Annotated in this window: 19 protein-coding genes; 5 read left to right on the top strand and 14 right to left on the bottom strand. The window is 39.6% G+C overall.

What is annotated here, in order from left to right; translation table 11 throughout:
- Nucleotides 1-92: 92 nt before the first annotated feature.
- The 12 genes from AC27I2_RS16905 to AC27I2_RS16850 form a co-directional block, all read right to left on the bottom strand.
- Complete coding sequence (locus tag AC27I2_RS16905; protein WP_487204945.1) at nucleotides 93-2819, bottom strand: ExeM/NucH family extracellular endonuclease; 2727 nt, start codon at nucleotides 2817-2819, stop codon at nucleotides 93-95.
- 142 nt (nucleotides 2820-2961) lie between these two features.
- Nucleotides 2962-3972: a porphobilinogen synthase gene (gene hemB / locus AC27I2_RS16900; RefSeq protein WP_487204944.1), complete on the bottom strand. Its 1011-nt coding sequence runs from the start codon at nucleotides 3970-3972 to the stop codon at nucleotides 2962-2964.
- 12 nt (nucleotides 3973-3984) lie between these two features.
- Nucleotides 3985-5838, bottom strand: coding sequence for a sensor domain-containing diguanylate cyclase (locus AC27I2_RS16895; RefSeq protein WP_487204943.1), 1854 nt, complete (start codon nucleotides 5836-5838; stop codon nucleotides 3985-3987).
- A complete protein-coding gene (locus AC27I2_RS16890; RefSeq protein ID WP_487204942.1) occupies nucleotides 5838-6623 on the bottom strand; it encodes a TatD family hydrolase in 786 nt (261 codons plus the stop codon). Before AC27I2_RS16890 ends, AC27I2_RS16895 begins: the two co-directional genes overlap by 1 nt.
- Complete coding sequence (locus AC27I2_RS16885) at nucleotides 6623-7126, bottom strand: hypothetical protein (RefSeq protein WP_487204941.1); 504 nt, start codon at nucleotides 7124-7126, stop codon at nucleotides 6623-6625. The genes AC27I2_RS16890 and AC27I2_RS16885 overlap by 1 nt, the downstream gene beginning before the upstream one ends.
- A gap of 1 nt (nucleotide 7127) precedes the next feature.
- The gene (gene tatC / locus AC27I2_RS16880; RefSeq protein ID WP_058552749.1) at nucleotides 7128-7868 is read right to left on the bottom strand and encodes a twin-arginine translocase subunit TatC; all 741 of its coding nucleotides are present in this window, start codon (nucleotides 7866-7868) and stop codon (nucleotides 7128-7130) included.
- A gap of 48 nt (nucleotides 7869-7916) precedes the next feature.
- Entirely contained in the window at nucleotides 7917-8249 is a 333-nt protein-coding gene (gene tatB, locus AC27I2_RS16875; RefSeq protein WP_058404698.1) for a Sec-independent protein translocase protein TatB, read from the bottom strand.
- A gap of 5 nt (nucleotides 8250-8254) precedes the next feature.
- Entirely contained in the window at nucleotides 8255-8494 is a 240-nt protein-coding gene (gene tatA, locus AC27I2_RS16870) for a Sec-independent protein translocase subunit TatA (protein WP_058552747.1), read from the bottom strand.
- 80 nt (nucleotides 8495-8574) lie between these two features.
- Complete coding sequence (gene ubiB, locus AC27I2_RS16865) at nucleotides 8575-10176, bottom strand: ubiquinone biosynthesis regulatory protein kinase UbiB (RefSeq protein ID WP_058404696.1); 1602 nt, start codon at nucleotides 10174-10176, stop codon at nucleotides 8575-8577.
- Nucleotides 10177-10185: 9 nt separating this feature from the next.
- Complete coding sequence (locus AC27I2_RS16860; protein WP_058404695.1) at nucleotides 10186-10860, bottom strand: ubiquinone biosynthesis accessory factor UbiJ; 675 nt, start codon at nucleotides 10858-10860, stop codon at nucleotides 10186-10188.
- Nucleotides 10861-10871: 11 nt separating this feature from the next.
- The gene (gene ubiE / locus AC27I2_RS16855) at nucleotides 10872-11627 is read right to left on the bottom strand and encodes a bifunctional demethylmenaquinone methyltransferase/2-methoxy-6-polyprenyl-1,4-benzoquinol methylase UbiE (protein ID WP_058404694.1); all 756 of its coding nucleotides are present in this window, start codon (nucleotides 11625-11627) and stop codon (nucleotides 10872-10874) included.
- An 83-nt stretch (nucleotides 11628-11710) separates the two neighbouring features.
- Nucleotides 11711-12697, bottom strand: a complete 987-nt coding sequence (locus AC27I2_RS16850) for a GGDEF domain-containing protein (RefSeq protein ID WP_487204958.1) — start codon at nucleotides 12695-12697, stop codon at nucleotides 11711-11713.
- A 487-nt stretch (nucleotides 12698-13184) separates the two neighbouring features.
- Here AC27I2_RS16850 and AC27I2_RS16845 point away from each other — a divergent pair, with 487 nt between their 5' ends.
- The 5 genes from AC27I2_RS16845 (at nucleotide 13185) to AC27I2_RS16825 (ending at nucleotide 20009) form a co-directional block, all read left to right on the top strand.
- Nucleotides 13185-14966, top strand: coding sequence for a DUF885 domain-containing protein (locus AC27I2_RS16845; protein ID WP_487204940.1), 1782 nt, complete (start codon nucleotides 13185-13187; stop codon nucleotides 14964-14966).
- Nucleotides 14967-15054: 88 nt separating this feature from the next.
- Nucleotides 15055-16536: an FMN-binding glutamate synthase family protein gene (locus AC27I2_RS16840; protein ID WP_487204939.1), complete on the top strand. Its 1482-nt coding sequence runs from the start codon at nucleotides 15055-15057 to the stop codon at nucleotides 16534-16536.
- 71 nt (nucleotides 16537-16607) lie between these two features.
- Nucleotides 16608-17750 carry a methionine aminotransferase gene (locus tag AC27I2_RS16835; protein WP_487204938.1) on the top strand — a complete coding sequence of 381 codons (1143 nt, stop codon included), beginning with the start codon at nucleotides 16608-16610 and terminating at the stop codon, nucleotides 17748-17750.
- Nucleotides 17738-18511: an amidohydrolase gene (locus AC27I2_RS16830; protein ID WP_058404690.1), complete on the top strand. Its 774-nt coding sequence runs from the start codon at nucleotides 17738-17740 to the stop codon at nucleotides 18509-18511. Before AC27I2_RS16835 ends, AC27I2_RS16830 begins: the two co-directional genes overlap by 13 nt.
- A gap of 76 nt (nucleotides 18512-18587) precedes the next feature.
- Nucleotides 18588-20009 carry a mannose-1-phosphate guanylyltransferase/mannose-6-phosphate isomerase gene (locus AC27I2_RS16825; RefSeq protein ID WP_138531013.1) on the top strand — a complete coding sequence of 474 codons (1422 nt, stop codon included), beginning with the start codon at nucleotides 18588-18590 and terminating at the stop codon, nucleotides 20007-20009.
- 17 nt (nucleotides 20010-20026) lie between these two features.
- Here the strand turns inward: AC27I2_RS16825 and AC27I2_RS16820 are convergent, their stop codons facing one another.
- Nucleotides 20027-22183, bottom strand: coding sequence for an ATP-binding protein (locus AC27I2_RS16820; protein WP_487204937.1), 2157 nt, complete (start codon nucleotides 22181-22183; stop codon nucleotides 20027-20029).
- Nucleotides 22184-22301: 118 nt separating this feature from the next.
- A complete protein-coding gene (locus tag AC27I2_RS16815; protein ID WP_008132268.1) occupies nucleotides 22302-22958 on the bottom strand; it encodes a helix-turn-helix transcriptional regulator in 657 nt (218 codons plus the stop codon).
- Between the last annotated feature and the right edge of the window lie 86 nt (nucleotides 22959-23044).

The raw sequence follows: 23044 nt of genomic DNA, 5'->3' as shown, positions 1-23044 counted from the left end.
TAAGGGGGGATAGCTGAAGCTTGTCTGAATTATTTTTACAGAGGGATAAAAAAAGCCGCAAGAGCGGCTTTTTGTTAATTACTTTATTTTACTTATTTCTTTTTAAAGCGACGCACTATAGAAAGTGGTGCTAAAAGAAGAGATAACCAAAGTAAAGAGCCTGCATCGTTATCATCATCTGAACGTAAGTTGTTTACTTTTACAGCAACTTTTTCAGCTTTTGATACGTTACCAACACTATCTTCTACTTGTACAGTAAATGTGATTCGGTTTTCAAATTCATAATCAATTTCACCAGCAACAATTAGCTGACCTTGATCATTGATTGATACACTATCGTTCTCAGATATGATGAATTTAACAACAGGTGAATCTTCAGGATTCGGATCTGCGTAATCAAGCATACCAATTACGGTACCTACAGCACTGTTTTCATCAATAGAGAAAACTTGATCTGGAGCAACCACAGGGGTTTGCTCTTCTGGTGAAAGTACAATTTCAGATTTGATATCAACAATCACAGGATCATGATCCGACGCGCGGTATGCACTTTCTGAGTAAAGCGTTGACTGGTGACCTTCGCTCTTAAACTCTACATTGTAATCAAGTACGATAGGCTCATCGGCATTGATGTGCCAATCTTTAGCTGCCACTACTTTACTAAGTAAAGACTCTGTAGCTACAGCGTGGTCAAGACTACCTGCACGGCCAGAGAAGCTGTAAGAGTAAGCTAGTGTGTTACCATCAAGCTCAGCCACAACATTTTTGTAACCTTTTTCGTCAAATTTGCGAATTGGATCTTCCATGGCGTAGGCGTTCATATCACCCACTAAGATAATATCTTCGTCGTCTACACCTGTTGGTTTGCTATCTAGCCAATCAGCAAATGCGCTTGCACCTTCTGTACGGATTTCATTCCAACATGCTTGTCCATCGTTTTGATCTTCATTAGCACCACTTGCACTACCACAACCGCCTTTTGATTTTAAATGGGCGACTGCTACAGTAAATACTTCTTGCGACTCTAACGATTTAAAGCTTTGTGCGATAGGTGTGCGGTTGCTGAAATCAAATGGTGCTGCAGTTGTAATAGCAGCAGTACCTACTTCTTCAACTTTATTTGCGCGGTAAATAAGTGCTGTTGTAATTGCGTCAGTACCGACTTGGTTAACATTAAAGTCTACAAAAGCATATTCGTTTGCACTGTCAGCATCATTTAGTGCGTTTACTAAACTTGCAATAGCACTAAACTCACCAAAGCCATCGTTTTCAATTTCCATTAAACCAACAACGTCAGCTTGCATTGCGCTAATTGCACTTACTAGCTTAGCTTCTTGGCGAACCAACTCTTCAAGAGAGTCAGCACCACGGCTAGTTGGGAAGCCAGCGCCTTGGCCGTCACCATTGAAGTAATTTAGAACGTTAAAGCTTGCAACACGTAGGTCAGCATCAGGGTTTAATTCAGGTGCGTCCTCACGTGGGTTAGTTGCGATAAACTGCGGTGCAACTGTTGGGTGAATACGGTATGTGCTAAAGCTGTACGCTAATGCACCTGTTACGCTGTTTACACTATCGCCCGTACGTAATGTATTTTCTGCTGATAAACCAGGAGTAGGGTAAGCAGTAGGATCTGAGTTTTGAGTTGTAGAACCGTCATCAACTAAGATTTTTTTAGTTAAGTTTTCTACTTCAACAGCGTTAGCTGCATCGCCAGGCATAGCAACTTGTGTGCCTTGGTATAAACGTTCTGTTGCCAGCTCAACTTCACCGTAACGGCCTAAACCAAAGTTATTTGTCACAACTAACTCTTGGTCTAAAGTAACCAGCATACCTTCAAAGGCCTCTAAATCATCTTGGCTTGCTAAAGGTAAAGAAATTTTAGTAGCGCTTACTGATTGACCCGTTGCACATACAGCAACTTGAACAACATCAGAAATTTGCGTTGAATCGAAGTACTCATCAACTGTACCCTGAACACGTACGTGATCGCCAACGTTTACATCGGTATCTGCAAAGTAAACAAATACACCCTCAGAAGTTAGTGGGTTTGTATCCTCATCAGCGGCAAGTGAAGTTACAAAGAAGCCTTTAAGTTCATCATCGCCTTGGAAGTCGGCAGTAACGATACCTTCTAATTCTACTAATGTATCTACTAGTGGGCTTTCGTTACCTTCGCCTTGAATAGCGCTAATTAGCGTTTTATCAGCAGCACATACGATTGGCTCAATTGGATCTGGTTCAGGATCTGTTCCGCCACCATTACCTGCGTGAGAACCGAGACCGTCAAAAGTATCAATATCAAACTGTTCCCACTCTTCACTTGGTAAAAATTCAGCAGTTGAATCGGTGCGACCTGAGGTTATGCTTAGCTTGCGGCGCAACGTTTTGTTTTGTGTTTGTGCTGTAGCATCGGACCAAAATGACCCAGGATCAACACCTACTTGGCCAAAGCTATCTACAATCACGCCGTCTTTAGTTAAAACAAGGGCATCATCACCGTTGTAGTAAGTCACAGTGCTGGTTGTATCTGCAATATCAAGTATGTCGGCTGTTGCCCCCGGATTTGCAATTATATAGGTAGTATTAGCAGCCAATGTACCTGTTAAATCAATCGAGTTACCAACTGAACTACTACCATTTGAATAAAGTCCTAAAGTATAGCCTTCAAGAGAAACCTCAGTATCAGCACTATTATAAAGTTCAATGGCTTTATTATTGCTGCTACCTTCGATATATTCAGAAATGATTAGATCAGCGGACGCTGGTGCACTAAGACCTGCTAGTACAAGCGCCAGTGGCGTTATTTTTGTTTTAAACATTTTTTTATTATTCCCGTGTATTTAAATCCCAAAATGGGACTCCAGTTTAGAGAATCTAAATGACAAAAAGTAATACAACCATGTAACTTAATGTAAATGAATGTAAACAAAAAGGCGGTTTTACCGCCTTTTTATCAATTACTTACTTTTTAGTGAGGTATTGTGCGGCTTGTTTAGCAAAGTAGGTTAATATGCCGTCAGCTCCTGCGCGCTTAAAAGCAAGTAAAGACTCCATAATTGTGGCCTCTTCACTTAGCCAACCGTTATCAATGGCGGCTTTGTGCATTGCGTACTCCCCGCTGACCTGATATGCGAAAGTAGGTACACCAAATTCATCTTTTACGCGGCGTACTATATCCAGGTAGGGCATGCCGGGTTTAACCATCACCATGTCGGCACCTTCTTGTAAATCAAGTGCGACTTCTCTAATTGCCTCATCAGAGTTAGCAGGATCCATTTGGTAGTTTTTCTTATCGGCGCCTTTTAAGTGACCTGCTGAGCCAATTGCGTCTCTGAAAGGGCCGTAATAGCTAGATGCATATTTAGCCGAGTACGCTAAAATGCGAGTGTGTATAAACCCGTCTGCTTCGAGCGCTTCACGAATAGCCGCTATTCGGCCATCCATCATGTCTGAGGGGGCAATAACATCGGCCCCAGCGTTTGCATGTGACAGGGCTTGTTTAACTAATATTTCAGTAGTTACATCGTTTATTACATAGCCTGTATCGTCAATAATACCGTCTTGTCCATGTGTAGTGAAAGGGTCTAATGCACCATCAGTAATAACCCCCAGCTCTGGGAAGGCTTCTTTTAAAGCGCGAACAGTCCGCTGTACTAAACCATCGTCGTTATAGGCTTCTTCGGCGTGGAGTGATTTTTTATCTGCAGGTGTCACCGGAAAAATAGCAATAGCCGGAACGCCCAAATCGGTAAGTTCTTGCGCTTCTAATAAAAGCTGATCAATAGATAAGCGCTCAATACCGGGCATTGATTCAATGGATTCACGGCGGTTTTTACCTTCCAGCACAAAAACAGGAAAAATGAGGTCGTTAACAGTAAGTTGATTTTCGGCCATTAGACGACGAGAAAAATCATCGCGACGCATTCTGCGCATACGTGTGTAGGGGAAAAGATCTAGTCCAGATTGGGCCATATTGCTATGCTCCTATTGTAGGTTTTCAAAATTGACAACTTGATTACGGCCATGTTGTTTCGCGCTATAAAGTGCTTTATCTGCGCGTTCAGTAAATAATTCAGGAGTGTTTATATCATCAGCAATAAAGGTACAAACACCAGCACTAATGGTAAATTTAATTTCAGCGCCCGCAACAATGACTGGGTTTTGATAAATATCTAATCGTATGTGCTCTGCTATATCAAAGGCGCCTTGGTTTGCGGTGTTTGGTAGTAAAATTACAAACTCCTCGCCGCCATAGCGAGCGACTTCATCCAGTGGGCGTTTTAAAAAGCGTTTAATAATGCCAGCAGTCGCTTTAATCACGCTATCGCCACTTAAGTGTCCGTAGGTATCGTTGATTGCTTTAAAGTGATCAATATCAATCATAATAATACTTAGCGGTGTTTGCTCTCTGCGTGAACGACGAAGCTCCATTACTAACTTCTTATCAAAAAATCGACGGTTTTTAGCGCCTGTTAACGCATCTTCTGTATTAAGTTGTTCAAGTTCTCTGTTTTTTTCTTCAAGCTCTCTAAGTGTTACTTGTAGCTCAAATGTACGTTCGTCTACTTGCGATTCAAGCTCGTACTGCGCTTCTTCTTGCAATGCGAGCCGCTCTTTTAAAAGTGTATCTTGCGCTGTATTTTCTGCTATTAAGGTTTGTTGTTCGATTATCTGCTCATCTCGTTCAGTTATAAATTGCTTCATAACCGCGTAACATAAGCAAAAGGTACAACCAAAAAAGAATACAGATATAATGATCAAACCCATTGTTTCGAAGGTGTACCACCCCATTACGGTTATAACAAAATAAACCGCTACTGCATTAAAAAAGCCCAAAGCTAGTAATAAGGCATTTTTAGATTTTGAAGGGTGGGCGCGAGTAGATAAGTAGGTTGTTAAAATATACAAACTCAAAACAATAGGAGTTATTATTAGGCAATATGCAGTGATTAACCAGTCAGGAAGTAGCCAAATAAATAATAGAGATGCCGCGAGCAATTTTGTTATTAACTTTTGCACGCGTGCTATTTTGCAAGTGTGTAGCTTGCACATTTGTAGCTGTAAAGGGAAAAACAAAAGCGCGATTAAAATAAGTAATATTGGCATTATTACTTGTTGAATTGCAGGAATACTCGGGTGTAAATAACGAAAGCCAAACCCGCCTAAATACGCCAAAAAAAGGCCTAAGGTAAAAGTAATCGCTCCCGCTAGTGCAAAATATCGCTTACGAGAAAATCCATATAAAAATAAACAGCTTAATGCTAGTGCTGCCAAAAAGCCGACCATTAATCCATAAACTAAGTTGAAGCCTTCTTTTTTAGTTAAATAAATATCTTGTTGCCATAAACTAATCGGAATACGTAAACCTGATGGATTGTTTACCTTAAGAATAACCCGGGTTGTGGAGCTTGCTGGAAGCGTCAGTTTAGCTAACAAAAACTCACTTTTTATGGGACGTTCATTAAGTGAGAATGAATCACCCAGCCTAATTTCTGACAATATCTGTGCATTATTTAAGTGAAAAAGCTGAACTTCATTTAAAAATGGATTGTCTATTAAAACTAATGGACTAAAGCGACTATTTAACGTGTTATTTATTTCAAATGAGATCCAAACAGGGCGACTTTCTAGGCCAAAGTTTAAAAGTTTTTGATTAACCGAATGCCATTTTTTAGGCTCAAGTTTTAAAGCCGCCTCTACTGATGAAGGCTCAAAAGAATACGTGATATTTTTAACAGAGTAGGACGAAAAGTCCGAGTTTATTGTTACCGTAGAAGCAACACCTGAAAAAGTACAAAACAGTATAAACAGGTAAATAGCAGCCTTTAAACTGTTCATTAACGAGCTTCTAAACCAAAAACAGTATAAAAGTTATCGGTTGTTTGCTTAGCAATAACATGAGGCTCAAGTTGGTAAAGTTCAGCAATTGTTTGGCAAATATAGGGCAGCAATGAAGGCTCGTTTTTGCGAGACTTCGGTTTAGGTTTAACTGTTCGTGGAATTAAAAAAGGCGCGTCAGTTTCAATAAGTAGGCGATTTAAGGGAATACTTGGGATTAAAGATTGCAGTGCTTGTCCGCGCCTTTCATCACAAACCCACCCAGTGATACCAATGTATAAGCCTAATGCTAAATAGCGCTTTAATGCGTTTTCATCCCCTGTAAAGCAGTGGAGTATGCCGCGTACATTAAACTCGCTAAGAATATTGATCATGTCATGACTCGCATCACGTTCATGCAAATAAACCGGTAAATTTAACTGTTCGGCTAGCGCAAGTTGGCGCCTAAATACGCTACGTTGAATATCCCGAGGCGAAAAATCACGATTATAATCAAGCCCGCATTCACCAATCGCAATAACCTGAGGTTGATTGGCAAGTAATGTTAATTGACTCTCTAGCGAATCAGTTGCTGTTTTGGCATCATGTGGATGAATACCAGCGGTCGAAAAAAGTTGATAGGTTTTAGCTAACGCTAAAGATTGTTCACTCGATGAAATGTCGCAACCAATAAGCAGCATTTTTTCAACACCCGCGCTTTTGGCGCGGGTGATGACATCCAGATGCTCATCATCAAACTGGTGGTTTGTTAAGTTAACGCCAGCATCAACCAGTCTGTAAGACATTACTTGGTTCGTTTAACGCGAATAGAACGGTTTTGACCATCTTTACTAAGTAAAAATGAATTAAATACCCCGCGGGTAATGGTTACAGCATCAGACGCTTTTAAGCGTATGCTATCAGAACCAATTTGACGCCATTTTTGGTTATTATTTAATGTAATAATGAGTTCACCATAAAGGGCTTTTTCAACTGATGTTATCGTTGCTTTAATTTCACTTTCTTTATTTTTTTTATCTTGTTTATGTTCTAGGCCAAAGTCATCTTTTGGCGCATCAACCACCGCTACAGCAGGAGTACTTGTTGAAGCGCTTGGGGCAGTAAGCTTTTGAGTCACTGTTGGTTTTGTAAGTGATTTTCCTGCCATTGTATTGTCGTAACATAATAGACGGTTAAAATCATTTTCGATAAAGCTACATGCTTTTAGTGCTTGTGTATTAATGTCTGACTGCGCAGAAAATGCAGGTGCGCTCAATATAACCAGTAGTGAGAGTATTTGTTTTTTCATTTTATTCCTCAACTTCTTCTCGTGGTTTAGCGGTGTAAAATTTCGCTAAAATTAAACCTAATTCAAACAAAAGTAGCATAGGGAAGGCTAAAAGTGTTTGTGATAAAACGTCGGGCGGTGTTAAAAACATCGCTACTACAAAAACACCCACCACAATGTAGGGGCGCTTTTCTTTTAAACTCGCAGTTGTGGTTGCTCCACTCCAGCATAAAAGCATAATCGCAACCGGAATTTCAAATGCCACACCAAACGCAAAAAATAGTTTTAATACAAACCCTAAGTAACTACTTATATCTGGCGCGAGAGTCATCATTTCAGGACCTGTATTGGTAAAAAAGCCTAAAATAATGGGTAGCACTACAAAATAGCAAAATGCGATACCGCCATAAAATAGTAAAATGCTTGAAGCAAGAATTGGCATCAGCATTTTCTTTTCGTGTTGGTATAGCCCCGGGGCTATAAACCCCCAAATTTGATGCAGTATCCAGGGTATAGAGGCAAATAAAGCGACAAATAATGTCAGTTTAAATGGGGCGAAAAAGGGAGCAGTTACATCGGTTGCAATCATGGTTGCAGTGCTTGGTAAATGAGACACTAACGGCTGCGCAACAAACGTATAGATATCATTTGCAAAATACACAATTGCAATAAAAATAACTAATATACTCAACAGTGACTTTATAAGTCTGTCTCGTAGCTCTATTAAATGAGCTACAAATCCCGATTTTACTTCTTCAGCCATTATTCTTCATACCATTTAATAAGTGGACCACATAAAGGTAAATTAAATTCACTTTTTTTCATCAATAATTTGTTCAGGTTTTGATTCTTTTGGCTGTTTTTTATAGCTGTGGGTTACCGATTCTGCAGCTTGCTTTAGCTCACTTAAAGAGCTCTGCAACTCAGGGCTTAAATCTTGCAGGTTCTGCTGTTCAGCTTTTTTTAGATTTTCGTGGAGTTCGTGTACGCGCAGCTCTTCACTGACCTCAGCTTTAACAGAGTTAGCCAGAGATTTTACCGTTTTGATCCAGCGACTAACTGTTCTTATTGCTACGGGTAAACGCTCAGGCCCTAGTACAACTAAGCCTACAATAAAAACAACAACTAGCTCCCACATGCCCATGTTAATTAAACCTTATCACTATCTTTGGTTTTTTCTGTGTCTGTGGCTGCGGTATTTTGCGATTTTTGAATTTGTTCAGGTGTCTCTGTTTCAGTTGGTTTTTCATCCGACATTGCTTTTTTAAACCCTTTTACAGCTCCGCCTAAGTCACCACCCATGCCGCGTAATTTTTTAGTACCAAAAAGAAGTACAATGATTGCCAAAACAATCAATAATTGCCAAATACTAATGCCGCCCAATCCCATGGTTTTCTCCAATTAATAAAATGATTAAATGTATATTTTAAATACTAATTATACGCTCTAAACTGCAAATAGCACTTTGTTTATGTGTGTCGCCAAGCAGCAATAAAACATGCGATAGAACAGGTTATTGTAAGAGCTGCAGCAATGAAATCATGCTGTAAATAACACAATGCTGACACCACCAAAGTAGCACTCCCCAACAAACTAAGCACTAAAGGTTTATGAGATATTGGTTGTGTAGGCACTTGTTTTCGTGCGGGGCGCTTTAGGTTTTGATAAATCAAATCCGGAAGCTCAGGCATTTTTTCTGCCCAAAACGGTAAGTTTGCATACATTTGTTTCAACACAGACAATGGACCTACTTGTTCCTTTACCCACTGTTCTAAAAAGGGTTTAGCAGTTTTCCATAGATCAAGCTGAGGATAAAGTTGCCTTCCCAGCCCTTCTACATACAGTAAAGTTTTTTGTAGTAATACCAACTGTGGTTGCACCTGCATATTAAAGCGACGCGCAGTGTTAAATAAATTTACCAGCACATGACCAAATGATATTTCAGCAAGGGGCTTATTAAAAATAGGCTCACACACCGTTCTAATAGCAAACTCAAATTCTTCTATACTGGTATCTTCAGGGACCCAACCAGAATCAACATGCAGTTGTGCAACTTGACGATAATCGCGATTAAAAAAGGCGATAAAGTTTTCTGCTAAATAGCGTTTATCTTCTTTACTTAGGGTGCCAACAATGCCGCAATCTATACCAATATATTTAGGGTTCTCGGGGTGCTCGCGAGATACGAAAATATTACCTGGGTGCATGTCAGCATGAAAAAAACTATCTCTGAATACTTGCGTAAAAAACACTTCTACACCGCGTTCTGCAAGCAATTTCATGTTTGTATTTTGCGCTATTAACGACTCGGTGTCTGACACGGGTATACCGTAAATGCGCTCCATGACTAACACGTTGCTTCGGCTGTAATCGCTATAAACAGTGGGGATGTAAAGCGCATCAGAATCATCAAAATTACGTTTTAATTGAATTCCATTGGCGCCTTCACGCATTAGGTCTAATTCATCAAGCAGTGTTTTTTTATACTCTTTTACTACTTCTACGGGGCGCAAACGTTTTGATTCGTTATGTACATTGGCAAGTACTTGAGCGAGCTTTTCCATTAATGCTAAGTCGGCATTTATTTGTTCATGGATGTTTGGGCGAATTACTTTAATAACTACATCTTGTTCAATATTATTGTCGTCAATAAGCGTTGCAGTATGCACTTGTGCGATAGAGGCGGATGCTAATGGTGTTTGTGAAAATTCACTAAATAGCTCGCTAATATCATTAATTTCAAGTGCATTTTCTATAATTTTTTGTGCTAGTTCGCCTTCAAAGGGCTGAACTTGGTCTTGTAAAAAGGCAAGCTCTTGCGCGATATCGTGAGGAAGTAGATCGCGACGTGTTGACAACATTTGACCAAATTTAATCCATACAGGGCCCAGTTCTTGTAATGCTAAACGTAAGCGCAGCCCGGCAGGTTTTTCTTTATGCTGATTTCGTAACCAAAATAAACACCCTCTGGCAATTTTTGCAAACCAAGGCGCTTTATTTTTAGGTACTAATTCGTCTAAACCATAGCTAAGTAATGTTTTAGTGATGTAATACAATCGTGAAGAAGACACAAAAAGTCCTTAGCGTGTTATAGCGTTTAATAAAGTGTTTATACGCTGCTCTATAGCGGCAACTTGGCCTTTTAGTTCTCTATTTTGTTGTTTAAATTGTGCAAGTTCTAAAGGGTGAATAGTGACTGCTAATTCGTCTTGAAATAAGCTTGTAAGTGTAGAGCTTAGTTTTGCTGTTACTTTACTTCCTTGATGCTTTAGCGACATTAAATGCATGTAAAGTTGTTGAGCTGGAGCATCGCCGATATACGCTGATAGTTGCTCAGGCCAATCTATGTCTATTTCCGAAAATGCACCGCTATATGCTTGAGCTATATTCAAATCACCTTGTAAATCAAGTTTATCTTGGCGAATTAACTGTGTAAGTATGGCCGGGTTTTTAAGTGCAACAAGCGTGTCGATATCAGCGCTTATCATGCAATCGCTATAATCGCTGTTGTCTGCGGTATAAAGGTGTAATTTTTCGTCAGCAAAAACAAGTTGTATGGTTTGTTGCCAGTCTCTAACTTCAACAAGTAAACGCTTTTGTTTTACTGTAGTTAGCTTGTGGGCAACGTTAGGGTCGAGTTTAAGTGCTTGGTTTAAAATGCGCTCAACAAGCGAAAGTACAAAGTTGGGTAGCATCAAAAAGGTTGATATATTTGTATCATCACTGGTTTTTTCAGTTGCTTGATCAAGCGCCATGACTCTGTGCCTTAATATTTAAAACCACGGTGAAGGGCAACAATTCCGCCTGTTAAGTTTTGATACGTTGTTTGTTCAAATCCAGCTTCATTCATCATTGCTTTAAGCGTATCTTGGTCTGGGTGCATACGAATCGACTCTGCTAAATATTGATAAGACTCACTGTCGTTAGCAACTAGCTTGCCCATTGTTGGCAATAAATTGAACGAGTAAAAGTCATATGCCTTGCTAAGTGCTTCATGTTTTGGCTTAGAAAATTCTAATACTAATAAACGACCACCTGGCTTTAGTATGCGATACATTGAGCGCAACGCCTTGTCTTTGTCGGTTACATTACGTAAACCGAAGGCAATGGTGATCACATCAAAGCTATTATCTGGAAATGGCAGCATTTCAGCATTCATTTGTACGTAGTCAATATTGCCCACAAGGCCTAAATTATGAAGCTTTTCACGACCTACTTTGAGCATAGATGAGTTAATATCGCCTAGAACCACTTGGCCAGTTTCACCGACTAGTTGACTAAATTTTGCCGTTAAATCGCCTGTACCACCCGCTAAATCGAGTACATGATGGCCTTTACGAACGCCAGAACTGGCTATAGTTTGACGTTTCCATAAACGGTGTACACCAAAAGACATTAAATCATTCATTACATCGTACTTAGCCGCAACAGAGTGGAATACGTCTGCAACCATTGATGCTTTTTCGTTTTCAGCAACGGTTTTGTAGCCAAAGTGCGTGGTCTTTTCAGGGGTTTCGTTCATGATTAATCTCTATCGTGGCAATAAGCACTAGTGTACTTTATTGTGCACCGAAGGTGCAATTTGAATATGATTTATCAGGTGTTTTATTGGCCGGCGGTGAAACTGCTTTGACCAAGTGAGCGGGCTTTAAATGCCGCATGAGACGCTTTTTTAGCCAGTTGGTTAAAGTCTTCTTTTTGCTGATGCTGAGCAATACCTAATGATAAATTAATACCAGGCAGTTTTGCACCACTTTTTGAACTTACAAAACGCAGCTTTTCAACGCCCTTACGGACTTTTTCAGCAATGAGAATTGCTGTTTCAGGGTCAATGTCCGCTAGTAAAACAGTGAACTGATCTTTAGCAGTACGCCCTGGTAAACCACTTTGCATCACATACTTTTGAACTTGTTTAGCCACTTTATTTAAAATGACTTCACCAATAACATCGCCAAAGTTATCCACAAAATGGGCTAAGTTATCTATTTGAATGGCAATGGCACAAATTGACTTGGATTGGTTTGTCCAAAGTTCAGTTTGCTGGGTCAAATAATGACGTTTAAATAAACCGGTTTGACTGTCTATAATGTGTTGTTTTCGAAGTTGAGAAAGTTGTTTTTGTGTTCTTTCATGTAGTTTTTTAGCTCTAGCTAACTCTTGCTTAAACTTTTTATGCTGGGCGAGTAACTCAGCAGTTTGCTTATCAAGTTTATTAAGTGCTTGGCGGCTTTGTTCTATATTATTTTCGTCAAGCGAATGAACACATTCACTCACTTGAACAGCAAAGCGACTGATTTGTTTTTCTGTATTTTGTGCATTGTTAGATAATGAGGTAATAACACCGTCTACGTTTTGAATCATCGACACTTGCGTGTTGTGTCCGACGTTTAAAAACTCAAAGTAAAGCTGCTCTATTAATACACCATCAATGTTTTCATCGGTAGAAATAGCGCGATCTAATGTTTTATTTAATTTTAGATTTGCTTGGCTAACATAGGTGTATACAACTTGAAAGTTCAGGGGCGTTGGCGGCAATGCATAACGTTCTAAGAACAAACACACTTGAGTCATTTTCTCTTGAGCAATAGCCATGGAATCATGGAACATCATTATTTAATACCAACTAAGTACGCATCAATGCTTAATTTATAATTTCATTCCATGAGTCGATTGTGCGTCCGAGCTTTTTTATTATTTTTTTACTACAGTAATCGTTATAACTGCTATTAAAAAGCAAAAATAGGGCCAAGGGAACTTAAATTTTACTTTAGTCGCTTAATAGCTGCTTTTCTCATCAATTAGACTTGTTTTTAACTCATTTAATATGATTTATCGTTTAATAAATATTTTAAACGGTACTTTTAGGGCTGATTTTTATTTAGACACTCACCTTACAGTTGTGTTTTTAGTATTAAAAAAAGAGGCGTACCATAAGCAGTGTTTTGAGTTTAACGAGCTCTTTTATTAAGTAAGTTTTAAACCTAAAAGGTACTCTCAGCAACGATGCTTATCTCATTTACTTGCTATTTACTGAGTCTGCGATAGTTTTGTGAAATTCATTATCTGACTAAACTTTATTATGACGAATCATTTATTACTCAAGCCAATACGCAATACGCTCATCAGCATGACGTTTTTATGTACTTTAAGTGCCTGTCAAACCACAAACCATAACGTCGATAGTCAATTTACAGCGGTAGCTAACAGTATTGTAGATTACCGACAAACTATGAGTCCTTATGCTAACACTGAGGGCGTTGATGGTTATTTGTTGGCTAATTTATCGCCTGAGTTTTTAGCTCAACAATACAATAAAAAAATTCAATTTTTGGCTGAGTTAGATGCAATTAACACAAATAAATTAAATGCTGAAAACCAAATAAACTTCAACATTATTCGGGCGCAGGTACAAAACAGTGTTGACGAATATGTATTTAATACTCATTACATGCCGTTAACTTCTGAGTACGGTTTTCATTCTGGCTTATCGTATATTGTAAACAGTAGCCAATACAAAACATTGCAAGATTATCAAACTTATTTAGCGCGTTTGGCTCAGGTTCCTCGCTTTTTTGAACAAAACATTTATTGGATGAAAAAGGGTCTTGAAATAGGTTTAACGCAACCTAAAGCGGTACTTGAAGGGTACGAAGAGTCAATATTGGCCTATATGGTTGATGATGTTACAACATCTGAGTTTTACAAACCTTTTTTAAAAAATAACGCAGCTTTGTCAGAGAGTGAATTTAAATCGCTTCAACAACAGGCTAAATTGGTAATAAAAGATAAAGTAATTGAATCGTATAAAAATTATTTAGCTTTTTTTACACAGGAATACCGCCCCGGTGCGCGCACTACGATAGGTATTTCAAATACGCCAAACGGCGAGTCGTTTTATAAAAATAGAGCAAAATATTACACCACTACCGAGATGACCCCTAAAGAAATACACGAGCTGGGGTTGCAGGAAGTAGCCCGCATTCGCGGCGAAATGGAAGCAATTATAAAAGAAGTAGAATTTGAGGGAACATTTGCAGAGTTCATCCACTTTTTACGAACCGATCCGCAATTTTATGCAACTACACCAGAGCAACTGCTAAAAGAAGCAGCATACATAGCTAAAAAAATGGACGCGCAACTACCAAAGCTGTTTCATACGCTACCCCGTAAACCATATGGTGTTGCGCCTGTACCTGCGAGCATCGCACCTAAATACACAACGGGTCGATACTCTGGGTCAAATAGGGATGATGAGGCAGGGTATTATTGGGTAAACACGTACGCACTTGATAAACGTCCACTGTATGTATTAGAAGCGTTGACTTTACACGAGGCAGTACCTGGCCATCATCTACAAATATCATTGAATGCAGAGCTAGAAACCCTGCCAAGTTATCGACGAGATGCGTATTTATCGGCCTTTGGTGAAGGCTGGGGGCTTTACTCAGAGTATTTAGGCATTGAAGCCGGTTTTTACCAAAGCCCATATAGCCGATTTGGCCGTTTAACTTACGAAATGTGGCGAGCGGCTCGCTTAGTGGTTGATACTGGTATGCATATGTATGGCTGGAGTAGAGAGCGTGCTATGCAGTTTATGAGCGAAAATACGGCGTTGTCGTTACACAATGTGAAAACCGAAACCGATCGCTATATAACTTGGCCTGGCCAAGCGCTGTCGTACAAAATTGGTGAGCTCACAATTAAACGTTTACGTAAAGAAGCTGAGCAAGCACTTGGGCAAAATTTCGATATTAGGGAGTTTCACCATCAGGTATTACGCCATGGCTCTGTTCCTTTATCAGTTTTAGAGGCGCAAGTACGTTTGTATATTAATGAAGAGCTAGCCAAACAGAAGAGTTAACCTACAGATGGTTAATTCTTGAATGCATAAAAGTGTTATGTCATGTTGGGCATAGCACTTTTTTATTTTTACAGCAGCGAACCCTACAATGAATAATTTTATAATGTTTAGTATTGATGTATTTGCGAGTCTATTTATTGTTTTTTTAGGTTTGCTGGTTTTAATTGTCGTTATTTTTTATATCCGCGATGTTACACAAACAAAGCATGCAATTAGACGAAATTACCCGGTAATTGGGCGCTTTAGGTATTTTTTTGAACGCCAAGGCGAGTTTTTCAGACAATACTTTTTTGCCCTTGATAGAGAAGAAATGCCTTTTAATCGGGCCGAACGTAGTTGGGTTTACCGTGCTGCAAAAAACGTAGACCGTACTGCGGCATTTGGATCTACACAAAGCTTGGAGGTCACAGGTACGGTCATGTTTATGAACTGCGCCTTCCCTACGCTTGATGAAGAAGCGCTTGCGCCAAGTAAAGTAACGCTTGGGCCCTATTGCCAAACACCTTATTCAACCAATTCGTTATTTAATGTATCGGGAATGAGCTTTGGTGCGCTGTCTAAACCCGCTGTCCGTGCTCTTTCTAAAGGAGCCAAGCTCGCAGGCTGTTGGATGAACACGGGTGAAGGTGGCTTGAGCCCTTATCACCTTGAAGGGGGCGCCGATTTAGTTTTTCAAATTGGTACTGCTAAGTACGGTGTGCGCGATGAAAATGGGCAGCTCAGTATCGAAAAGCTCAAACAGGTTGCAGCACACGAGCAGGTTAAAATGTTTGAGCTTAAAATGAGCCAAGGTGCTAAACCCGGTAAGGGAGGTATGCTTCCTGGGCGTAAAGTGAATGCTGAAATAGCAAAAATACGCGGTATCCCTGAGGGGGAAGATTCTATTAGTCCAAATGGGCACCCTGAAATTAAAAACCCCAGCGATATTCTCGATATGATTGCGACGGTACGAAATACTACAGGTAAACCAACTGGCTTTAAGGCCGTTATTGGTGCGTATGGCTGGTTAGAAACCTTATTTGCTGAAATAAATCACCGTGGTATAGAGTCAGCTCCTGACTTTATTACTATTGACAGTGCCGACGGTGGAACAGGTGCTGCTCCTCAACCCTTAATGGACTCTGTGGGATTACCACTTCGTGAAAGTTTACCGCTAGTAGTTAATATGCTTGAAAAACACGGACTGCGTGATCGCGTTAAAGTCATTGTTTCGGGTAAGCTTATTGTGCCTTCTAAAGTTGCTTGGGCGTTAGCGCTTGGGGCCGATTTTGTTGTATCGGCTCGCGGACATATGTTTGCATTAGGGTGTATTCAAGCAATGCAATGTAACAAAGATTCTTGCCCTACCGGTATTACTACTCATAACGAACGCTTGCAGCGCGGTTTAAACGTTGCTGATAAAGCGCAGCGAGTGGCTAACTACAATAAGTATATTCACTATGGCGCGGGGCTTATTGCTCACTCATGCGGCGTAACAAGTGCACGAGAGCTTAAACGTGAGCATGTACGCATAGTGCAAGAAAGTGGCCTTTCGGAGCCATTAGACAAAATTTACGAAAATTATAAGTAAGTCAAAAATAAACAGACGCAATAGGCGCATGTTTATTATGAGCTGTTTCAAAAATGAAGTAAGGAAAGTGCGTGTTCAATAGTAAATTACCCGACGTTGGCGTAAGTATATTTAGTCAAATGAGCGAGTTGGCGAATCAGTTCTCTGCACTTAATCTTTCGCAGGGCTTTCCGGAATTTGACACTCCAAACTTTTTAAAAAGTCAGATCACTCATTATGTTCAAAACGGTTTTAACCAATACTCCCCTTCAAGTGGTGTGCCTAAATTACAGCAGCAAATTGCAAATTTGGTACAAAATAAATACGCTACAGAGCTTAATGCTGATAAGCAAATAACTATCACATCAGGTGCAACCGAAGCCCTTTTTGTTGCCATTCAAGCAGCTGTACGACCAAACGATGAGGTCATTGTATTTGATCCTGCTTACGACTCCTATAAGCCAGCTATTGAGCTTGCTGGTGGGAGGTCAGTACATATTGCTTTAAATGCGCCAGACTTTACGATTGATTGGCATAAGGTAGAGCAAAAAATCACAAAAAAAACACGCGCTATTATTATAAATACGCCCCACAACCCAAGCGCTAAAATATTTACACATCACGATATTCTAAAGCTTAAAAGATTAGTTGGTACTTACAACCTTTATGTTATTAGCGATGAGGTATATGAGCACATTACCTTTGATGAGCAACTACATTTAAGTGTACTACGCGATCACGAGTTATTAGCTAAAAGTTTTGTTATTTCGAGCTTTGGTAAAACATTTCATTGCACAGGGTGGAAGATGGGTTACTGCATTGCCCCTGATGACTTGTCAGGTGAGTTTAGAAAGATTCATCAATATGTCACCTTTTCTAGCTTTACACCTGCTCAGCATGCATTGGCCGATATGTTAGAACAACAAGGCGATCATGTAGATAGACTTAGTGATTTTTATCAACAAAAGCGTAATTTACTTATACGTCATTTACATGGAAGTCGATTTACAATTTTACCAAGCCAAGGAACCTATTTTTTATTGTTAGATTACAGTGATGTATCTGATTTAAACGATATTGAATTTTGCCATTGGTTAGTTGAGCAAGCAGGTGTTGCGGCAATACCCTTAAGTGTTTTTTATCAAACGCCCCCGGATGACAAGGTTATTCGCTTATGTTTTGCAAAAAATGATGAAACCCTAAAAGAGGCAGCCCATATTTTATGTCAACTTTAACGCTCACATTAGTACAAAGCTCTCTTCACTGGCTCGATAAAAGCGCTAATTTAGCGATGTTTGATAAGCAACTAGGTGGGCTAACAGAGAAGCCTGACCTTATTTTATTACCTGAAACGTTTGCCACTGGTTTTGCTATAAACCATGATTGCGCGGAGCCAGAGAATGGCCTAGTGCTTACTTGGTTAAAACAACAAGCAAAAAAACATAATGCAGTGATTGCTGGGTCGGTGCTGGTGGCGCAAAATGATAAAAAAGCCAACCGTTTTTATTGGGTAAAACCATGTGGTGAAGTGACCCATTACGATAAGCGTCATTTATTTCGCTTAGGCAATGAGGGAGATCATGTAATAGCAGGAAATGAGCGAAAAGTTTTTGAAATTAATGGCTTTAAAGTACTGCCTCAAGTTTGCTATGACCTGCGTTTTCCGGTGTTTCAGCGCAATAAAAATGACTACGACATAATGGTTAATGTAGCAAATTGGCCAGCGGTACGACGTCCCGCTTGGGATACATTATTGGCAGCTCGTGCGATAGAAAATTTATGTTATGTGGTAGGGGTTAACCGTGTAGGCGATGATGGTAATGGCGTTGCTCACAATGGTGGTACGGCTGTTTATAACTTTAAAGGAGAGACATTAGCCAAGGCGGGCGATAATATTAAACAATTATTGACAATTACACTTGAAAAAGAGCCTCTAGATGCGTTTAAAACGTCTTTTCCCGCTTATTTAGATGCCGATCCGTTTACGCTAACTTAAGTTATCTTCACTTAGCACTAAAAATATTTAGTGTTAAAATAGACGCTATTACATTGATTGGCGGCTAATTAGCATTATGAATACTTTAATCACTCCTGTTATTTTAGCTGGGGGTATTGGCTCTAGACTGTGGCCTTTGTCGCGCCAAGCCATGCCCAAACAATTTTTACCGCTACTCGATAACCACTATTCGTTATTACAAAGCACTTTAGCGCGAGTGTCAGGTAATCAGTTTGAAAAGCCAATACTGGTTTGTAACGAACAACACCGTTTTATTGCTGCCGAGCAAAGTACAATTATTAACCCGCAAGCGCTTTTACTAGAGCCTCAGGGTAAAAATACGGCGCCTGCCATTGCGTTAGCCGCATGTTACGCACTACAGCAGGGGATTGATGGACCAATGTTAGTGATGCCAGCCGATCATTATATTGAAAATTTTGATGAGCTAACACTTCAGTTAAATGATGCTGTTAAGTTAGCTGAGCAAGGAATGCTAGTTACCTTTTCAATTACACCTACACACGCGCACACAGGGTTTGGGTATATAAAGCAAGGCAGTAAAATTTCAGGCTCAAACTGTTTTGAAGTCGCTGAATTTAAAGAAAAGCCAACCCTAGCAACAGCACAAAAATACCTAGCGGAAGGTGGTTATAGTTGGAATAGCGGCATGTTTTTATTTACGCCACGAGCTTATTTAAATGAGCTTGAACGTTTTGCGCCAAAAATAGCACACAGTGTTCATGCTGCCTCTCAGTTTTCACACGACTTAGGCTTTACAAGGCCAAACATAGAGCCACTTAAAAGCTGCCCAAGTGACTCTATTGATTACGCTATTTTAGAGCGCAGCAACAATGTAGCGGTTATGCCTGTTGCGCTTAAATGGAGTGATGTAGGTAGCTTTAGTGCGCTTGCAAGCCTTACTAAGCAAGATGCGCACGGTAATAACGAAAACCAAAACCATATAGCACAAAACAGTACGAATAATTTTGTTATTAGCGAACACGACCATAGTATCGCAACGCTTGGGGTAAGTGATTTAGCCATTATTCACACCCACGATGCCACACTGGTTGCCGATAAGAATAAGCTCGACGGTTTACCTTTATTACTTAAACAATTAGCACAGGGCCAAAGTGATAAACTCAATCACCATCAGGTTGTGTATCGTCCGTGGGGTAACTACCGCACTTTGGTTGAAGATAGTGGTTTTAAAGTTAAAAAAATAACCGTTAATAGCGGTGCTAAGCTTTCAACACAGCAACATCAGCATCGTGCAGAGCATTGGGTGGTGGTATCGGGAATTGCCAATGTTCGCATTGATGAGCAGTTGCTAACGCTCACCCAAGACCAATCGTGCTACATTGCCGCGAAGCAAGTTCATAGCTTGGCGAATAACCAACAAGTGCCATTAATTGTTATTGAAGTACAAACGGGTGCCATACTTGATGAATCCGACATACAACGGTTTGATGACTTATATGGCAGAGAAGGGCTTTAACGCCTTTTTAATTTACTTTATGAAAGTTGTCCACGGACAAACTTTAAGTATTTTTCAAGGCTGCGTTGCCACAGTTCGAGCGCTTCATTAAGTAGATCGTTATGTGGCTTATTATCAAGTAATCGGCGTTCTATTTTTTTAAGCTCCATGCCATAGCGGTTAAACCCTAATTGTAATGCAGTGCTCGCTTGGCGATGCAAAAGTTTAATGCATTGCTCGGGGTCCTGGTCTATTAACCCTTGGCAGCGAATTAACTTATTTCGAGCAGAAAGTACAAACTCATTATAAATAGACGATACCTCATCCTCACTAAACGAGCTGGCGAGTGTTTCTATAGCCGTTTTATCATAAAGGGTATCAATAAGTTCTACTGCAATATTTGTGGTTTGATTTGATTGAGAGTCGCTTAATGCTTGGCGTAGTTTTTGGTGTTTAATTGGCTTACCAACAATGTCTTTAATGCCCAGCGCTAAATATTCTTTAACTTCATCAGGACTTAAACTGGCAGTAAAAGCAAGTATAGGTGTTCGCTGGTTTTTGTGCTCAACACGCTTTAGGCGCTTAATAACTTCTTGTCCTGTTAAATCAGGTAGGTTCATATCAAGTAAGACTACGTCAAAGTGATATGCTTGCATTAGCTCAATGGCGCTTTTACCGTCTTTAGCGAGCTTAATTTTGTGCTCGTCGTCTGCCATAAACTCAATGGCTATTTTTTGGTTTAGGTCTAAATCTTCAACCAAAAGAACATCAAGCCCTGTTAAGTAGTCTTTTGTTTGATGGCGTTGCTCTACAAGGCTTAACTCACCTAAGGTAAAGGTCGTTATAAAGCTAAACACACTACCAATACCCAGTTCGCTAGAAATCTCAAGGCGACTACCGAGTTTTTCTAATAAGCGGCTTGTAATTGCAAGCCCGAGACCCGTGCCACCTTTTTCTTTACCTGCACTACTTTGTACATAGGGCTCAGTTAAGTATGCAATTTCATCGTTTTCAATACCTGGGCCTGAATCCTTAACACTGACTTTAATGGTGTGTTCTAGCTGCTTTTCTAAAATCAAATCAACCTGAATTTTTACCACACCACGGTCGGTGAACTTTATTGCATTGCCGACTAAGTTAATAATTATTTGTCGTAGCTTTTGTTGGTCGCAGTAGTAACAGGCTTGCTCGGGAACATTACACACAAGCTCAAACTTAAGCTGTTTTTGTTCAGCTAACGGGCTGAGTAACAGGCATAAATTATTTAGCCAGGTTTTAAATTCAATGTCTTCTTCATAAAGGGCTTCATCACTTTGGTCTAAACTTGCATATTCAAGCACTTTATCGACTAGTAAATTTAATGATTCTGCTGAGTTAATAATTGCTTCGCAATAAGCCTTACTGTGTGTATCGCTTGTTTGGTTCATAACCAGTTGCGCGCTACCTAAAATACCATTAAGTGGCGTGCGTATTTCATGGCTAATGGTAGATAAAAATAGTCCGCGTATTTCTAAATCTTTTTGGGCTTTAGCGGCTAACGTATTGAGGTGATGTTCCCGGCGTTCATTACATAGTAGCGCCATGCCTGCAGCATAAAACATCGGTGCAATAGTTCCGTTTAAAAATAGTACGGTACTAAACCAGCTGCTTGAAACGAGATCTTTTTGCTCAATTTCATTCATAAAAATTGAACGTGCAATAAAGGCTAACACCACGAGTGTTAAAATTGTAATGTATACAATACTGCCGTTGGGATAAGGTTTACGAGCGTACTTTATAAATATAAACAGTAAAAACAAGGCCTCTGAAATATGTTGTAAATCGGATGCGATTACACGGCCAGCTAAAGAGGGATCAAAAAAACTATAATAACCAAATACCACTGCACTAAATGCGGTGACTGAACAAAGAAGCTTAAACCCAGGCCCGCGATAATTCAAAAATTGGCTAATAGAAAAACAGTGCACAATAGAGGCTGCAAACATTAAGCTACATGCTGCATTTATAACAATTAAATTATGGGTGTTACTCATAAAAGCAAATGCAATAACTGCACATAGCATTAATACCGGGTAAAAAATATAAAGTAGTGTCCCCGGAATTTGCTTATTTGTTCGCCATGTTAAAATATTCAAAAATATCATAACAACAATAACGGCTATGCTGGCAAAATAAAGAGTGTAGGAATCGAGCATCAGGCTTCCAGCAAAGAAATTTTAAGTTAGAGTAATTAAAATATTTTAAGTTAACAAGTGCTTAGACTAAATACAAAAAAGACACCTAAGTGTCTGTTTTTTAATTTGAACTACGCGTTTAGCGAATTTCGTCTGGTATATTTTGCTGTGCCCAAGATAATAGCTCAATACGGTTACGACACTTAGTCTTTCTAAATGCGCTGTATAGATGAGTTTTTACTGTGTGTGGGCTAATGCTAAGTTCTTCAGCAATTTCTTTATTTTTAGAACCGTTACTCATTAATGAAATAATTGCTTTCTCGCGCTTAGTAAGTTTGACAGGTTCAATATCGCCCTCTGTAAGCTTGTGAAGTGCATCTTTATTAAACTGCAACATGCGATTTAACGCATTACACATGATGTCGCGACGATACCAAAGCTGATCTTCTAATAAGAGTCGAATACCTTTCATTAGCACATCTGCATTGTCGGTCGTATAAAATACACCACGAATCCCGCTGAGTAATGCTCGATTGGCAAGCTCTGGGTTTTCATCTAAGTTAAATAATATGATATCGCACTTAACACGTAGGTTTACTAGTTGTTCTTTTAATTTTCCCCACGCGTCATTGCTAGACGTTTCAATAAAAAGTAAGCGAGTCCCTTCAGGTGTATCCAATATATTAGTACCGGTTGTTACGTCTAGTCCTTGCGTTTTTAGCAATGGCTCTAATACGTTAATACCAATAGTATTAATTGGATCTTTATCTAATAACAAAAAGGCAGAACTGCTCATGTTTTTATACTCTTTTATAAAGCTGACTGATTAAGTTTATCACGATTCCCACACCTTTAGTATTAGAAAACCGCTATCGTACTTAA

The sequence above is a fragment of the Pseudoalteromonas sp. NH0006-46 genome (assembly GCF_057547735.1).
Note: the sequence above shows the minus strand (reverse complement) of the source record. Positions and strands in the feature narration are given on the sequence as shown.

What these genes read in the sequence shown, in the direction of transcription:
- AC27I2_RS16905 (WP_487204945.1), bottom strand. Translation starts at nt 2,819, where the DNA reads ATGTTTAAAACAAAAATAACGCCACTGGCGCTTGTACTAGCAGGTCTT.
- hemB (WP_487204944.1), bottom strand. Translation starts at nt 3,972, where the DNA reads ATGGCCCAATCTGGACTAGATCTTTTCCCCTACACACGTATGCGCAGA.
- AC27I2_RS16895 (WP_487204943.1), bottom strand. Translation starts at nt 5,838, where the DNA reads ATGAACAGTTTAAAGGCTGCTATTTACCTGTTTATACTGTTTTGTACT.
- AC27I2_RS16890 (WP_487204942.1), bottom strand. Translation starts at nt 6,623, where the DNA reads ATGTCTTACAGACTGGTTGATGCTGGCGTTAACTTAACAAACCACCAG.
- AC27I2_RS16885 (WP_487204941.1), bottom strand. Translation starts at nt 7,126, where the DNA reads ATGAAAAAACAAATACTCTCACTACTGGTTATATTGAGCGCACCTGCA.
- tatC (WP_058552749.1), bottom strand. Translation starts at nt 7,868, where the DNA reads ATGGCTGAAGAAGTAAAATCGGGATTTGTAGCTCATTTAATAGAGCTA.
- tatB (WP_058404698.1), bottom strand. Translation starts at nt 8,249, where the DNA reads ATGGGCATGTGGGAGCTAGTTGTTGTTTTTATTGTAGGCTTAGTTGTA.
- tatA (WP_058552747.1), bottom strand. Translation starts at nt 8,494, where the DNA reads ATGGGATTGGGCGGCATTAGTATTTGGCAATTATTGATTGTTTTGGCA.
- AC27I2_RS16860 (WP_058404695.1), bottom strand. Translation starts at nt 10,860, where the DNA reads ATGGCGCTTGATCAAGCAACTGAAAAAACCAGTGATGATACAAATATA.
- ubiE (WP_058404694.1), bottom strand. Translation starts at nt 11,627, where the DNA reads ATGAACGAAACCCCTGAAAAGACCACGCACTTTGGCTACAAAACCGTT.
- AC27I2_RS16850 (WP_487204958.1), bottom strand. Translation starts at nt 12,697, where the DNA reads ATGGCTATTGCTCAAGAGAAAATGACTCAAGTGTGTTTGTTCTTAGAA.
- AC27I2_RS16845 (WP_487204940.1), top strand. Translation starts at nt 13,185, where the DNA reads ATGACGAATCATTTATTACTCAAGCCAATACGCAATACGCTCATCAGC.
- AC27I2_RS16840 (WP_487204939.1), top strand. Translation starts at nt 15,055, where the DNA reads ATGAATAATTTTATAATGTTTAGTATTGATGTATTTGCGAGTCTATTT.
- AC27I2_RS16830 (WP_058404690.1), top strand. Translation starts at nt 17,738, where the DNA reads ATGTCAACTTTAACGCTCACATTAGTACAAAGCTCTCTTCACTGGCTC.
- AC27I2_RS16825 (WP_138531013.1), top strand. Translation starts at nt 18,588, where the DNA reads ATGAATACTTTAATCACTCCTGTTATTTTAGCTGGGGGTATTGGCTCT.
- AC27I2_RS16820 (WP_487204937.1), bottom strand. Translation starts at nt 22,183, where the DNA reads ATGCTCGATTCCTACACTCTTTATTTTGCCAGCATAGCCGTTATTGTT.
- AC27I2_RS16815 (WP_008132268.1), bottom strand. Translation starts at nt 22,958, where the DNA reads ATGAGCAGTTCTGCCTTTTTGTTATTAGATAAAGATCCAATTAATACT.